The 15,652-nt window shown below is 43.3% G+C and carries 10 protein-coding genes and 1 pseudogene; 5 read left to right on the forward strand and 6 right to left on the reverse strand.

The annotated features are described in order from the left end of the window. Positions 1–445: 445 nt before the first annotated feature. A complete protein-coding gene (locus FXV91_RS07555; protein ID WP_229389977.1) occupies positions 446–1,321 on the forward strand; it encodes a CBS domain-containing protein in 876 nt (291 codons plus the stop codon). Between the two features lie 220 nt (positions 1,322–1,541). Here FXV91_RS07555 and hisE read toward each other — a convergent pair whose 3' ends face one another. The 3 genes from hisE to FXV91_RS07570 form a co-directional block, all read right to left on the reverse strand. Next, positions 1,542–1,856 (reverse strand): phosphoribosyl-ATP diphosphatase, encoded by a 315-nt coding sequence (hisE, locus tag FXV91_RS07560; RefSeq protein ID WP_229389978.1) that lies wholly within the window; start codon positions 1,854–1,856, stop codon positions 1,542–1,544. A gap of 69 nt (positions 1,857–1,925) precedes the next feature. Next, a complete protein-coding gene (locus FXV91_RS07565) occupies positions 1,926–3,212 on the reverse strand; it encodes a 3-isopropylmalate dehydratase large subunit (RefSeq protein WP_229390219.1) in 1,287 nt (428 codons plus the stop codon). Between the two features lie 669 nt (positions 3,213–3,881). Then, positions 3,882–4,736, reverse strand: coding sequence for a YkgJ family cysteine cluster protein (locus FXV91_RS07570; RefSeq protein WP_229390220.1), 855 nt, complete (start codon positions 4,734–4,736; stop codon positions 3,882–3,884). A gap of 150 nt (positions 4,737–4,886) precedes the next feature. Here FXV91_RS07570 and FXV91_RS07575 point away from each other — a divergent pair, with 150 nt between their 5' ends. Both FXV91_RS07575 and FXV91_RS07580 read left to right on the forward strand, forming a co-directional pair. Next, the gene (locus FXV91_RS07575) at positions 4,887–5,390 is read left to right on the forward strand and encodes an amino acid-binding protein (RefSeq protein WP_229389979.1); all 504 of its coding nucleotides are present in this window, start codon (positions 4,887–4,889) and stop codon (positions 5,388–5,390) included. Between the two features lie 300 nt (positions 5,391–5,690). After that, positions 5,691–6,880, forward strand: a pseudogene (locus tag FXV91_RS07580) (RNA-guided endonuclease TnpB family protein). A 110-nt stretch (positions 6,881–6,990) separates the two neighbouring features. Here the strand turns inward: FXV91_RS07580 and ade are convergent. Beyond that, positions 6,991–8,661 (reverse strand): adenine deaminase, encoded by a 1,671-nt coding sequence (gene ade / locus FXV91_RS07585; RefSeq protein WP_229389980.1) that lies wholly within the window; start codon positions 8,659–8,661, stop codon positions 6,991–6,993. A gap of 312 nt (positions 8,662–8,973) precedes the next feature. Here ade and FXV91_RS07590 point away from each other — a divergent pair, with 312 nt between their 5' ends. Both FXV91_RS07590 and FXV91_RS07595 read left to right on the forward strand, forming a co-directional pair. After that, positions 8,974–10,086 carry a phosphoserine transaminase gene (locus FXV91_RS07590; RefSeq protein ID WP_229389981.1) on the forward strand — a complete coding sequence of 371 codons (1,113 nt, stop codon included), beginning with the start codon at positions 8,974–8,976 and terminating at the stop codon, positions 10,084–10,086. A 350-nt stretch (positions 10,087–10,436) separates the two neighbouring features. Further along, the gene (locus FXV91_RS07595) at positions 10,437–14,156 is read left to right on the forward strand and encodes a hydantoinase B/oxoprolinase family protein (RefSeq protein ID WP_229389982.1); all 3,720 of its coding nucleotides are present in this window, start codon (positions 10,437–10,439) and stop codon (positions 14,154–14,156) included. Between the two features lie 245 nt (positions 14,157–14,401). On the opposite strand, the gene FXV91_RS07600 is transcribed toward FXV91_RS07595, so the two are convergent. Both FXV91_RS07600 and FXV91_RS07605 read right to left on the reverse strand, forming a co-directional pair. After that, a complete protein-coding gene (locus FXV91_RS07600; protein ID WP_229389983.1) occupies positions 14,402–14,914 on the reverse strand; it encodes an Ig-like domain-containing protein in 513 nt (170 codons plus the stop codon). A gap of 19 nt (positions 14,915–14,933) precedes the next feature. Further along, positions 14,934–15,515 (reverse strand): hypothetical protein, encoded by a 582-nt coding sequence (locus FXV91_RS07605; protein ID WP_229389984.1) that lies wholly within the window; start codon positions 15,513–15,515, stop codon positions 14,934–14,936. Between the last annotated feature and the right edge of the window lie 137 nt (positions 15,516–15,652).

Raw genomic sequence — 15,652 nt, forward strand, 5'->3', positions numbered from 1 at the left:
CTTCTGTCCAATTTTTTCTGCCCAAAACTTACAATGCCGGAAAGATTGCCCGGAAAAATAATTAAGCCCTGGTTTTACACTGCCGCAATATCCGAAACTTAATATGTTTGAGATATTCTGATTTACTTCTCTTAAAATCGATCTGGAGCAGTATTATGGTACTATATAATTAACGTTTAATTTACTTTTATCAATTACATGATCAGTAGTTAATTTATAATCTGGTTCTATCAGAGTTTTAATGTAAATTATTATAATTACCTAAATACAGGCATGAAAACAGCTGTATTTCTTCAAAGAACCGGACTTTATTTATATTTGTAATTATAATTTGTATTAGGAATTTATAATCATTAATTATGGTAAATTAAAGGATACACTATTCTCGATGTATAGATATTATACATCATCCTGATACAAGGTATATGAAATTGATGGTGGTAGTATGGAACTCACTCCGATTCAAAAAGACATTATCATTGCATTAATCAACCTTCAGCGGCAAAAAGACAGGGCAATTAAAGGGGAAGAAATTGCCGAAGTTATCCAGCGAAACCCTGGAACAGTCCGCAACCAGATGCAGTTATTAAAGGCTCTTGGACTGGTTGAAGGGGTACCCGGACCAAAGGGGGGATATAAACCAACAGGGGCAGCATATGATTCGTTACGCATTCAGCAGTTGAAAAACGAATCCGTAGTCCCTCTCTACAGGAATAACGTGATAGTTAACGGGGCAACAGCTGCAGAAATCAGCTTTACGACCGTCCGGAATCCCGATGCCTGCAACGGGGTAATCAGGGTAATAGGAAATATCAAGGACTTTGTAATGGACGATAAGCTTCAGGTAGGTCCGACACCTGTAAACCGCCTCATAGTCCGTGGTGAAGTTACAGGAAGGGACGATACCAATAATGCAATTCTTTTTAATATCACAGAGATGATCTCTCTGCCTAAAAAACATGTCAAACATTACATGAAGTATCCACCACTGCTTGTGAACTTTAATGCGAGCATCCAGGAAGCAACAAGGCTCTTTATCCGGAATAATGTACACGGAGCTCCTGTAGAAGATAAAGGAAAAATTGTAGGGATAATTACCTATACCGATATCGCGCATGCCATTGCCCAGGGAAAACCCAATGTAAAAGTTAAGGACATAATGACAAAAGAGCTGATAACTGTTGATGGAGACATGCAGCTCTATGATGTGGTAAAACTCTTCCATAAATATAACGTGGGGAGACTTATTGTAACAATTAACGGAGTCCCGAAAGGAACACTTTCTAAAACAGACGTGCTCAATGAACTTGCAGTGTATTAAAATGTAATTTGGTTAAGAGAATGCCAGACCGGAGGACTGAAGTTACGGATCTTCAACTCCCTTTGCTCTTTTAAAACTTCCTCCTGATCTCTTCAGGTTCCTCCGGTCGCTATCCAGCTTTTGTCGCTTTTAGGTCTCTTTATTCAGTTTTTTTAGGTCTCTTTATTCAGTTTCTTTTTTAGATCCCTTTATTCCAGTTTCATTTTTTAAATCTCTTTATTTAGTTTCTCTTCATTTTTTCGTGTCTGGCACTTAGCTCAGCTGCGATTTCATCAAGAGTGACGTTGTTTGCTGCAAGCAGTACCAGTAGATGGAAAATAAGGTCCGAGCTCTCCGAGACTATTTCTTTATGGTCTTCGTTCCTTACTGCAAGTATAGTTTCAATGGATTCCTCTCCCACTTTCTCAAGGATTTTATTTATGCCCTTGCGGTGGTTCAAAAGTTTGCAGACATATGAATTTTCATCATAGTTCTCTTTCCGATCCAGGATGATCTCGTACACCCTGTTTAAAATGGATAAGTCAGCCTCCGGCATTCTAACACCTGTTCAAGATAAATAATAGGTAATGAAAAAATTAAAAAGAAGTAAAAACAGGAGGGTTTTTCAAACCTTCCTGGGATCAGTGATCTCTCCTGTGAGAGCGGACGCTCCTGCTGTTGCAGGGGAGGAAAGGTACACAAATGATTCTGCACTTCCTTCTCTACCCTTGAAATTGCGGTTGGAGGTCGCAAGTCCGACTTCTCCGGGGCCGAGGAGGCCGAAAGAGCCGCCCATGCATGGTCCGCAGCAGGGGGATTCTACAATTGCGCCGGCGTTCATGAGTTTTTCAATATATCCGGCTTTTAACAGTTTCATATATTCTGTCCTTGAAGCAGGCACTACCAGGAGGCGTACACCTTTTGCAACAGGTTCGTCACCCATGATATCTGCCATGAGTTTGATATCTTCAAACCTGCCGTTAGTGCATGAGCCCATAAAGATCTGGTCAATTTTCGTGCCTTCGACTTCCGTTACCGGCTTTACGTTATCTACATTGTGAGGGCAGGCTACCTGGGGTTCAAGATCAGATACATCGTAATGCCTGACATCCAGGTATTTAGCATCTTCATCGGATTTCCAGTAAGGATCAAGTTTGTAGCCTGGAATACGCTCTTTAAGGTATGCTTCGGTAACCTCATCGGCTTCAATAATTCCTGCTTTTCCTCCCATCTCGATTGCCATGTTGGACATAGTCATGCGCTCGGGGACGGAAAGGGAGCGGATTGTCGAACCAGCGTACTCAGCTGCCATATACCTGGCACCCTCTACCCCGACATCCCCTATAAGGTGCAGGATAAGGTCTTTTGAGTAAACTCGCCTCGGCAGTTTTCCTTCAACTTCAAAACGGAAGGTCTCAGGGACTCTGAACCAGAGTTTGCCTGTAGCAAAAACTGCAGCCATGTCAGTAGACCCTATGCCGGTAGAAAATGCTCCTAAAGACCCGTATGCACAGGTATGGGAGTCAGAACCCACAATAAGGTCTCCGGGCAGCACATGCCCTTTTTCGGGCAGGACCTGGTGGCAGACTCCTTCATACACATCATAATTTAAAATGCCCTGCTCTTTTGCAAACTTCCTGAGCATGATATGGTTTTGTGCAGCATTAATTGAGTCTGCAGGGACCTGGTGATCGAATATAATTACGATTTTGCTGGGGTCCCAGACTTTCTTTTCTTCTTCATCTCTCATAATTTCGTAAAAGCCCTGGACTGCCAGCGGACCTGTGATGTCGTGGGTCATTGCCAGGTCTATATTTGCCAGTACAAAATCCCCGGCTTTCACGGGAGTTCCGGAGGCCTTCGAAAAGATCTTCTCCGAAACGGTCATCGGGCGATTGTCGCTACCAGACATTCCGGTCATGGGGAATAACTGGCGCTTTCTAATAAATAAATTTAATTGATGATCCAGAAAAAAAATGAAGTTCAGGTCGAATAAAATATATTTTCAAATAAGTTTTTCCGCTCGAATTGCGCCTCGCCCGAATTGCGCCTCGCCCGAATTGCGCCTCGGGAGTACGCGGTCCTTTTCGCTACGCTCAAGAGGACTAATTTAGGAGTTTTAGCAGTAATCTGAGCTCAAGCGGACTATGCAATATTTCTAACCCGTGTAACTTCATTCACTGTCCCGTGTCGTTTTTTATTACGCTCGATGAAGGAAAGTGGTCTTTTAGACAAAAATGAGAAAAAAGAGGAGGAAGAAAGAGAAGATCAACTCTTTTTTACTTTCCTTTTGTTTCTTTCGGCCGGCTGCCAGACAAACTGGTGGGGACACACTATGCTTAGCTGTGAATTCGAAATCGGTTTTCAGGGAAAAAGTAAGTATTACCTTAGTCTAGGGGATGTTTCTTCGATATACTGTTTCCCTCAATCGCAGCATTGATTTCACTGTTGTTTTTTCTGGCTTACAGGCAGGTCCCGGCCCCGTGCGGCATTGGGAGAGAAAATTAAAAATTTCTTCCAGGGTCCCGGAAAGTATCAATCAGTCATTCAGGAAATATCAGTGTCTCCTGAAATCCACAACTCACTCAATAATTTTTGTAATTCCTTTGCTGTCATGGATTATATAAATACAGATGCCGTTTTCAAAATTATTCTTAGCAATTTCCGGGCCTCCTTCCTCTCTTTTAAAATCCTCGTATTTTTCGTACATGGCAAGCGTATCCTCAAGCTCCAGGATATATCTGGAAAGCAGAGCCTCTGCAAGTTTTCGGCTCTCTTTCGCAGAAATGTGATCTCCAAGTCCTTCACATTCGCAGGTGTACAGTTTAAGCCCTTCAATGTAAAAAGGATAGGTGCTGCAGAGCATCGGGCGTACAGGATATGTCCTGCACCGGTTTGTGTCTTTCTCAAGGAAAACGCAGTCTCCGTTTTTTTTACGCCTGAGCATCCAGCCAAAGGCATGAATATTTCCTTCCGAATCAATATCTTCCTTCAGAAGCTCAAACAGCCCGGAGAGTTCTGAAAACGGCTCTTCATTTGGTCCTTCGTTTTTTTCTGATGACCTGAAAGAACCTTCTGTATCCCTACATTCATCATCCTCTCCGATTTCTTCAGGCTGGCAGGCTTCAGGGATAAGAGGTCCTGCAACCTCCAGTTTTGAAAGTCCTGTATACTCCCTGATTTTCTCAATCTCCTGAGGAGTCAAAACTACCCTGTTATCCCCAAAAGCCCGTCTGCAGCATTTCCCGCAGTGCTGGCAGGAAAAACCTGTTTTTTCTATTTCGGCTGCAAGCTTTTCAGGGTCAAGCCTGCGAGCGATCTCTATTTCCTTTTTGAGGGCGGCAATAAGAATTAGCTGGTATTCTGTTTTTCGGGATTTTTCATTACTGCCTGATACTGGAATTTCCATGTACAGGTTCCTGTCCTGCAGGTACATCAAATTAACGCAGACAATTGTCAAATTTTAAAAAATTTGTAAAACTCAAGAAGGTAGGTGAAAAATTCTTCTCTTCACTACCTTTTAGGTTCGGGTTCGTAACAATCAGTAAACTATATATCAGGGGACTCATTTTAAACTTAAGTTTATATGTGGCAGACACTACTCAAAAAGTTTGAAAAATATCCTGCGCAGGCAAAAGTGCTTAAACTAATTTTTGAACGTGGGTTCCAGGTTAATGAGGAAGGAAAAGTAACTTCCGGATCCATCGAGATAGCACATACTCAGCTTGCAAAGGAAGCCGGAGTGGACCGGCGGGTGGTTGATGCAACCACAAAAACCATTATTTCGGACGAACTTCTAAGTACTATTTTTAAAAATGTCCATTCTATACCCTTCCTCAGGGACGTTGCTCCTTCCCTTGGTTTGGGAGTGATCATTATTATTCCTGAGGACGCTGCTCATGTTGGAATCCTTGCAGAGGTAGCAGGCCTGATTTCCAGAAACAATGTGAGTATCCGCCAGGCAGTCTCAGATGACCCATACCTTACTGATAACCCCAGGCTCACCATTATCACTGACCGCAAGGTGCCCGGAAACCTTGTGGACGAAATCCTGAACCTGCCTTCGGTAAAAGGAGTAAGCATTTACTAAAAATATTTTTATGGGCCTCATTAACAGACCCTTAAAAATAAATTAAAATAAGTATTTTTAGCTATTCAAGGTTTTTTTGTTTTCACATTAATTCAAAATGTGTTACTTTTTTAATTATCGGGAAAGTGTTGCCGATCCGTCGTTATAGGCTTATCTCATAAGGCGGGAAGCCCCCTTCCTCAGCACATCGGGCTTTCGCCCGAATGGGACAGGGAGGGGATGAGAGCCGTCAACTTCCCAACATCATACCGATAGTTATCCTGTTAATATTGATATAGTTTCCAAACGTATATAATGCCGATTAAAAGAGGAATCCGATACAGAATTTACCCTAATAAGGAACAAAAAGCCCTTATGGAAAAACACTTCGGTAGTACTCGATTTGTCTACAATAAACTTCTTGAAATAAAATCATTAATGTATAAAAAATTCAGAATAAGTATATCTGAATTTGAACTTAATAACCATATTCAAGTTCTTAAAGAAGCTTATCCCTTCTTGAAAGAAGTAAATTCTCAATCTCTGCAACAAACTAGCAAAAATCTTAATTCTGCATTCAACCATTTCTTTAAGGATGGGTTTAAATATCCACAAAAGAAAAGAAAAAGAGATAATCATTTCTCTTTCCAAATTCCACAACATTATATTATTAATTTTGCTACCTCTAAAATTAATTTACCAAAAATCGGTTGGATAAAAGTTAAGATACATAAGCAACTTTTTAAGGAAATAGAATTAGAAGGAAATACTATTAAAAGTGATTCTAATTCTGAATTTCTAAAAACAATAGCTGTATCGAGAACCCCTACAGAAAAATACTATATCAGTATCTTAACTGATGATGGAGAGAAATGTCCTGAACCTGAATCATTTTCCCATGCTACAATGATTGGAGTTGATGTTGGACTTTTGACTTTTGCTACTCTTTCTACAGGAGAAAAAATAGATAATCCTAAATTCCTGAAAATTTCTCTTGAAAGATTGAAATTCTTGCAAAGAAGAGTTTCCAGGAAAGTCATAGGTTCAAAAAACCGTAGAAAGGCAGCATGCAAACTTGCTAAGTTGCATGAGAAAATTGCTAATCAGAGACATGACTTTCAACATAAAGTTTCAAAAAAGCTAATCAGAGACATGACTTTCAACATAAAGTTTCAAAAAAGCTAATCAGTGAAAACCAAGCRGTAGCWGTTGAAACTTTAAATATTAAAGGAATGAAAAAGAACCACAAATTAGCACAGGCTATTAGTGATTCAGCATGGTATTCTTTCGTGCAAAAATTAACATACAAAGCTGAATGGTCTGGTAAAACAGTTTTGAAGATAGGTCAATGGGAATCATCTTCAAAAACTTGTAACGTTTGTGGTTATAAGCATCCAAATTTGACAGAAGATATTAGAGAGTGGCTTTGTCCTTCCTGTAATGTTTTGCATGATAGGGACATTAATGCAGCTATCAATATAAAGAAATTCGCCGTAGGGACTACGGTTTGAGCCTGTGGACCGGGAAAAAACGGCAACCGCCTAGTATGAAGCAGGAAGCACCTTCCTCAAAAATCTGAGTTTACGAAGATTTTAGGTAGGTGTAGTTCACGCTTACTCATTTACTCACTTGCGAAAAGCTTGACAAATTCGAACTTTGTCACATCAAAAATGCCCCGATCTCCCAGTTTAAGTTCAGGAATTACCAGAAGTGACATAAATGCAAGAGTCATAAAGGGCGATTTTAGCGTTGTTCCCAGTCTCCGGGCTTCTGCATTCAGCAGGTGGTACCGGGAAGCTACCTCTTCTCCATTTCGTGTGCTCATAAGGCCTGCAACCTCGAGTGGAAGATCAAGCAAATGGTCTGCAGTCCCAACAACGATTCCTCCTCTGTTTTCCACAAGCCTGTTGACAGCTTCAACTATATCCTTATCGGTAGCCCCGACTGCAATGATATTGTGACTGTCGTGGGCAATGCTGCTTGCAATAGCGCCTTTTTTCAGGCCTATATTTTTTATGAAACCGATCTGGACAGGATCATTTGCATACCTGCTCAGGACAACCATTTTCAAAATATCCCTTGAGGGATCTGAGACTATATTACCGTTTTCTACCTCTGGCATAGCCAGTTCCTGGCATGTAACCAGTTCTCCGTCCCTGGCAACTATTACCCTGATTTTTTTCATTTGCTCCCTGATTATTTGTTCCTTTGTTTCTCCTGCAGGAGGCACAGACAGTTTTACATCGTCAATTGAAATTTTGTTCCTATTAAAAACATTTTTAGCAGAAACTTTTTCCACAGGGAAAAGAACCTTCCCATTATTATAAACACAGTTTCCATTAATAAAAGTGCTCAGCACATTGAAGGATTTCAGGTCGTCTACAATGATGAAATCAGCAGCATCCCCCTCGCGCAGCAGCCCGACATTAAGCCCGTAATGCTCCACAGGATTGATCACAGCTGCCCTGATAAGGTTATAGATATCAATCCCTTTTTCCTGTCCGCGCCGGATTAGCTTATCGATATGCCCTTCGTGTATCAGGGTATCCGGATGGGAGTCATCTGTGCACAGCATAACCGATTCGGGATATTCATCTATCAGGCTGTACAGAGTTTCAAAATTTCTGGCTGAACTCCCCTCCCGGATCAGGACCTTCATCCCTAGCTTTATTTTTTCAACTGCTTCTTCATAAGTAAAACACTCGTGATCTGTGGAAATCCCTGCTCCGATATATTTTTGCAGATCGTCTCCTCTCAAGCCAGGCGCGTGCCCGTCAATGACTTTGCCGTACTTTTTAGCTGATTCCAGTTTTGTCATTACCTCAGGGAACTCTGAGATCACACCCGGGAAATTCATCATCTCGGAAAGGTAGTACAGGTCTTTCCTTGCCAGCAGCCTGTCTACAGCTTCGGCATCAAGGACTGCCCCCGCTGATTCGAAGGGTGTAGCCGGCACACACGAGGGCACCCCAAAAAAGACCTTCAGCGGGGCTTTTTTTGAATCCTCAAGCATGTAGACAATGCCCTCTTCCCCCATAACGTTTGCAATCTCATGAGGGTCACTGACAACTGCAACCGTGCCTTTTGCAACAGCCATCCGGGCAAAAACCGAAGGCACGGTCATAGAACTTTCTATATGCACATGGGCGTCTACGAGTCCTGGCAGGATGTACTGCTCATTATCGTGCTTTTTCTCTTTTATGCTAATGATCTTTCCGTTTTCAACGGTAATCTCACCTTTGAACTGCCGCCTGGAAACGGCATCAACAATGATCCCCAGGTATTCTTTCATGGAGACTTATTTCACCCCAACAATGGATAAATTTTTCCAAAAAACTAGTATAGGAACTTGGAGAAAAAGAATAAAAAAAGGGAGATACAGGTTAATTGGTCGATTACCTTTCATCAAATGCAAAAAAACTATAATATAGGCACTTTTTTGTGCTATGAACATCGGTTTTGACCATGTAAAAGTAGCACGAAAAGATAAATAAAAGGTATATTGTTAAGTCTTCCGGGATGGCTATAATTACATGTTCGCCTGTAACTGGAAAATTTCTTATTCCCTTAAGACATAACAGTACCAAAAAAGGAAAAGACAAAAATGAAACCAACACGAGTTCCTAAAAATCCTTGTTTTTCTTCTGGACCTTGTGCCAAACATCCAGGGTATTCTGTTGAAGAGCTGAAGGATACACCTTTTGGCCGGTCACACCGGAGCAAACCTGGCAAGGAAAAATTAGCTGAAGCAATTAAAAGAACAAGAGATATGCTTGGACTTCCTGATGATTATCTGGTAGGTATTGTACCGGCTTCCGATACAGGCGCTTTTGAAATGTGCATGTGGTCTATGCTGGGGTGCCGCGGGGTTGATGTTCTGGTTTGGGAATCTTTCAGTAAAGAATGGGCAACCGACATCACTAAACAGTTAAAATTAAAAGATACCCGAGTTTTTGAGGCAGAATACGGGAAATTACCAGATTTAAAGAAGGTCGATTTCAAGAATGATGTAGTCTTTGTCTGGAATGGGACTACTAGCGGAGTCAAAGTGCCCAACGGCGACTGGATTCCTGATAACCGCGAAGGGCTCACGCTTTGCGATGCCACCTCTGCTTTATTTGCTATGGATATACCCTACCATAAACTGGATGTCATTACCTTCTCATGGCAGAAAGTTTTAGGTGGGGAAGGTGCACACGGGATGCTGATTTTATCTCCGCGGGCTATTCAGCGCTTAGAAAGCTATACTCCTGCCTGGCCATTGCCCAAAATTTTCCGGCTGACCAAAGGTGGTAAACTGAATAAGGAGATTTTTGAAGGCTCTACTATTAACACCCCATCCATGCTGGCTAATGAAGATTGGCTGGCAACATTAAAATGGGCAGAGTCTATAGGAGGGCTTAAGCAACTTATCCAGCGGACAAATGATAATCTGGCGGTCTTTGAGGCATTTGTTGCTAAAAACAACTGGATCCATTTTTTAGCGGAAACAAAAGATATAAGGTCCAGTACCAGTGTCTGCTTTAAAGTTGATTTATCTGACGAAAAGCTTAAAGAACTGATTAAAACGCTTGAGAAAGAAAAAGTTGCTTATGACATCGGTTCTTACCGTGATGCCCCGTCAGGCTTGCGCATCTGGTGCGGTGCTACCGTAGAGAAAGAGGATTTAGAATGCCTCTGTGAATGGATCGAATGGGCTTACAATTTGGTTAAATAATAAAATCCTTTTTGTTATCAGCAAAGAAGGGTTCGTGAGAGACCGTTAATATCTTTTTTGCTGATAGCAAAAGGATGTTTTATCCCTAAATTTGTCTCAACGCGGACAGATTTTAAATATCCCTTCAAAATCCTTTTTTCACATCTGATTTATCAGAGAAATTTTCAATTCTCTTATTTTTTCATCACACTATAACTCCAAAAGCTTTTTCTTTTTATTTGAGTCTCTGTATAAGGATGCCATTCTCTCAAAGTGATTTTGAAAAAAGGATCTGTTACTTTCTGAATATCGGGCTAAAACCTCGAAACTCCCGATTAATAATTAATACCACCTCTACAATTATTCCTTTCATGTCCCCCAAATCCCGATGGCAGTTCTGGATAGACCGCGGAGGCACGTTTACTGATATCGTAGCGCGCAGCCCTGATGGAAAACTGATCACACATAAGCTCCTTTCCGAAGACCCATCTCATTATGAAGACGCAGCCATGCACGGGATACGCCAGATCCTCGGGCTGCCTGAGAATGCCCCTTTTCCTGCGGAAGATGTGGAAGCCATAAAAATGGGCACGACTGTGGGTACGAATGCCCTCCTTGAAAGGAAAGGGGAGCGCACTGTTCTTGTTATAACCCGGGGGTTTGGAGATGCTCTCAGGATAGGGTATCAGAACCGTCCGGACATTTTTGCACAGAAAATTGAACTTCCTGACCAGCTTTATGAGAGGGTTATCGAAGTTTCCGGCAGGTACGGGGCAGATGGGGAAGAGCTTATGCCTCTGGACCTTGAAAGCGCTAAAAAAGAGCTTGAAGAGGCTTTCAAAGCCGGAATCCGCTCGGCTGCAGTTGTGCTTATGCATGCGTACAGGTATTCCGAGCATGAACTGAAGCTCGGCAGGCTGGCGCAAGAAATGGGTTTTACTCAGGTTTCCCTGTCCCATCAGGCAAGCCCGCTCATAAAATTCGTGAGCAGAGGGGAAACAGCGGTTGTGGATGCTTATCTCTCTCCGGTGCTGCGCAGGTATGTTGATATGGTTGAAAAGAGCCTGCAAGAAAGTGAAGGAAACAAAGAAGAAAACCTGGAAGGAGACAGAGAAGAGGAAAAAGAAGAAAGTCCGGAAAAAGAAAGTCCTGGAGAGGAAAACAGGGGAGATAATATTCCAAGGCTCATGTTCATGCAGTCCAGCGGCGGGCTTATAGATTCGAAGGCTTTTCATGGCAAGGATTGCATCCTTTCAGGGCCTGCCGGAGGAATCGTTGGGGCAGTTGCAACTTCAGAGATGGCAGGGGCAAAAAAAATAATCACTTTTGACATGGGAGGGACATCCACGGATGTAGCCCAGTACAGCGGAGAATATGAACGCAGCCTCGAAACAGAGATTGCAGGTGTGCGACTGCGTTCTTCCATGATGCGCATCCATACTGTTGCAGCAGGCGGGGGTTCGATTCTCCATTATGAAGGGGGCAGGTTCAGGGTGGGACCTGATTCCGCAGGCTCGAATCCCGGACCCGCATGTTACCGGAAAGGTGGGCCTCTTACGGTTACGGATTGCAACCTTATGCTCGGAAAACTACATCCCGAATTCTTTCCGAAGATCTTTGGATCTGGAGCAGACCAGCCGCTGGATTTCGAAATTGTACACAGGAAATTTGCAGAACTTGCTAAAAAGGCTTCTGCAAGTAGTAATATATTTACACCCGAGCAGGTAGCAGAAGGTTTTCTTTCCGTAGCAGTTGAGAATATGGCAAACGCGATCAAGAAAATCTCTGTCCAGCGTGGGTATAACATAAAAGAATACACACTCTGCTGCTTTGGAGGAGCAGGAGCCCAGCATGCATGCAGAGTGGCAGATGCTCTCGGAATCGAAAGCATTCTCATCCATCCGTATGCCGGAGTCCTTTCTGCATACGGCATGGGGCTTGCAGACCAGAGGCTGATAAAAGAGCAGTACATCGGAGCTGAACTCTCAGAAGGGCTGGTAAAGGAGTTAAAATCTACTTTTGCAGAGCTTAAGGCTGAAGGGCTTTTTTCTATGTTTGAGCAGGGAGTCCGGGAAGACTGCATCAACGTGCTTTATAGGGTGCACATGCGCTATGCAGGTTCGGATACGCAGCTGGCTGTGGATTTCGTGGATAATGATGTGTTCCTCAGGGCTGGCTTTGAGAAAGTCCATAAAAAACGCTTCGGATTTGTAATGGAAGGGAAATCCATTTTTGCGGAAGCCATCTCTGTAGAGGTCGTGGGGGTTACCGAGAGAGTTTCTGATCCCCTTCTTGAGCTTGAAGAGAACCCTGATTTCTCTCCGATTTCCAGGGTCCAGATGTACAGTTATGGGGAATTCCGCGAAACCTCTGTCTTCAATACAGAAGAGCTGATGCCTGGAGCCTGCATAAGTGGGCCTGCAATCCTTATTGAAAAGAACACTACAATTATAATCGAACCTGGCTGGCAGGGAGAAATTACTGTACGCAATCACCTTCTCCTTACCCGCAGAGCTCCCCTTCCTGCCAGAACAGCTATAGGGACAGAGGCCGACCCTGTAATGATTGAAATTTTCAATAACAGATTCATGTCCGTTGCCGAGCAGATGGGCTACACCTTACAGAACACCGCCCATTCCGTAAACATAAAGGAGAGGCTTGACTTTTCCTGTGCGATCTTTGACCGATACGGAAACCTGATAGCAAACGCCCCTCATATCCCTGTGCACCTGGGTTCCATGGGAGAATGCGTGAAATCCCTTATCCAGGCGCAGTTAGGGGATATGCATGCAGGAGATGTATACCTGATTAACTCCCCCTATCACGGAGGTACCCACCTTCCTGACATCACTGTTGTCACTCCCATGTCAGGCAGTTCGGGAGAGATTCTTTTTTACCTTGCTTCCAGAGGTCACCATGCTGATGTCGGAGGGATTACTCCAGGTTCTATGCCTCCGGAAAGCCGAAATATCGAAGAAGAGGGTGTACTTAGCGAGGGGATGAAAATAGTTGAACAGGGCAGGTTTTTGGAAGAAAGACTGAAGGCATGGTTCGGTTCAGGCAAATATCCTGCAAGGAACCCTGACCAGAACGTGGCTGATACAAGGGCACAGGTAGCAGCAAATGAAAAAGGGCTTCAGGAACTGCACAGGATGGTTGAGGAGTTTTCTCTTGAAACTGTCGAAGCCTATATGGGTCATGTGCAGGATAACGCGGAGGAAGCCGTCAGAAGAGTTATTGACAGGCTTGATGATGGGAAGTTTGCATACATCCTTGACGATGGGAACGCAATTGAAGTGAAGGTTACAATCGACCGCAAGAACCGGAGTGCAAGGATTGATTTTACAGGCACCTCTCCGCAGCTTTCAAGCAATTTCAATGCTCCGGCTTCGGTTTGCCTGGCTGCTGTCCTCTATACGTTCAGGACTCTTGTGAAAAGTGACATCCCGCTGAATGCAGGTTGTTTAAGGCCGCTTGAGATCATAATTCCTGAGGGCTCCATGCTCAGGCCCGAGCCTCCTGCAGCCGTTGTTGCAGGTAATGTTGAGACCTCGCAGTATATAGTTGATGCCCTTTTCGGAGCTCTCGGAAGCCTTGCAGCCTCCCAGGGCACGATGAACAATTTCACGTTCGGGAATGCTGATTATCAGTACTATGAGACTATCTGCGGAGGTGCCGGTGCAGGTCCGGGTTTTTCAGGCACTGATGCTGTGCATACCCATATGACCAATTCCAGAATTACAGACCCTGAAGTCCTTGAGACAAGGTTCCCGGTAATCGTTGAAGAGTTTTCCATCCGGCGTGGGAGCGGCGGAGAAGGCAGATTCAGGGGTGGAAATGGGACTGTCAGGAGAGTCAGGTTCCTGACAGAGATGGATGCAGCTCTCCTTTCAAGCCACAGGAAATTCCCGCCATTCGGGCTTAAAGGCGGCACACCCGGAAAATGCGGAAAAAATATGCTTGTCCGCAGGGATGGCGGGGTTATTGATCTCGGAGGAAAGGCTGAAGTCAGGGTACAGAAAGGAGATTTACTCGTAATTGAAACGCCTGGAGGCGGTGGGTATGGAGAAGAAGATGAAGAGAAAAGATGAAGAGAAAAGATGAAGAGAAAAGATGAAGAGAAAAGATGAAGAGAAAAGATGAAGAGAAAAGATGAAGAGAAAAGATGAAGAGAAAAGATGAAAAAATAGGGTGAAAGAAAACCGGTAAAGAGAAAAAATGAACGAAAAAGGATGAAGAAAAGAAACTGAATGAAAAAAGAATAGATTGAGAAAACGGCGCCGTTTTTCAGAAAGCAGAGAAAGATTTGCCAGAATAATTTGCCTGGTGTTCTGCTTCACCTTACAACTCTGTAAGTGTATACAAAGTCTCCACCCGGCTTTCCATTTTTATTGCCGTCCAGAGCGATTCCCCTCTCATCCATTATAAATCCGGATCCGGTCTCGCTTCCAAGAAGAGTTATTGTTATCTCGGCACCGGACTCATCCATCGGATATTCGTTATAGGGACGGAACATAAGCATTCTGGACCCGACGTCCAGAAGTCCGTCTACAGGTTCTGCTGATGCAGAACTTTTGACTATCACGGTATCTTTCGTTATTGTTGCATTATTCATAGGCATGTCGAACTCAATCCAGATAGGAGAGTCACACCTGTAGGCAAAAGTCTGCCTGTCAGGATAAATGGCTTTTACTCTGGGAGGAGTGGGACCGTGTTTGAAAGGTACTGGAAGAGATTTTAACGCCACAGGAAGAGACCTGTCGTGCATGTATTTTTTGATGATGTATAGAAGTGCAATTCCTGCAAAAGCACCCAGTAATAATTTAGACCAGCTTCTTGTTCTGTGCATTTTTGAACCTTCTCTGGGCTTATTCGACTTCTATTTTGTACCCACAGTGTTTAGCTCTATATTTTTTAATTGCGTATACAGCAGTAACTCCGGCAAGTGCACCTACCATTATTGTATTGAACTTAAACATGGATGATCCCTTATCTTCCTCGTATGTCTCGGTCTCAACTACTTCTGTTATCTCAGCTTCCGGTCCTCTGTGGTGAAACCTTCTCATTAGGTATGCGCCCAGTAACCATTTTCCGTATTTCATCGCCATGTGCGGTAAGAATGAACCATGCCTAGTAGGCGGTTCCACGTATTCTTGAGGTTGTTCCATCTCTTTATGAGATTTTCTTGATCGCAACCTTTTCATAGCATAGGTAGTAAGCATTAACTTCCCGTACCTGTGCAATAGTCCTTCTGTGCTCTCTTCGTGTTCTGCGGTCCCGTGACGCTTCCCTGCCCTGAACCTCTTCACCAAATATGCGCCCAGTATCAATTTGCCGTATTTGCCCAACATTCCACTACTTCTATGCTCTGAAACTTCGTGGGAATTACTTGAATGAAGCCTCCTCAGGATATACGCGCCCAGCAACAGCTTACCATATTTGCTTAACAATTTTTATACCCCCAGACGTTTCCTAACCGGAAAATCCCCTTTTTAACATCATCCGGAAAGGAGAACATTAAATTAGTACTCCTGTATTTATCCTATATCTCACATAATATATAACGACAACTATCTGAGATATCTAA

This window comes from Methanosarcina sp. DH2, assembly GCF_020804225.1.
GTDB lineage: Archaea > Halobacteriota > Methanosarcinia > Methanosarcinales > Methanosarcinaceae > Methanosarcina.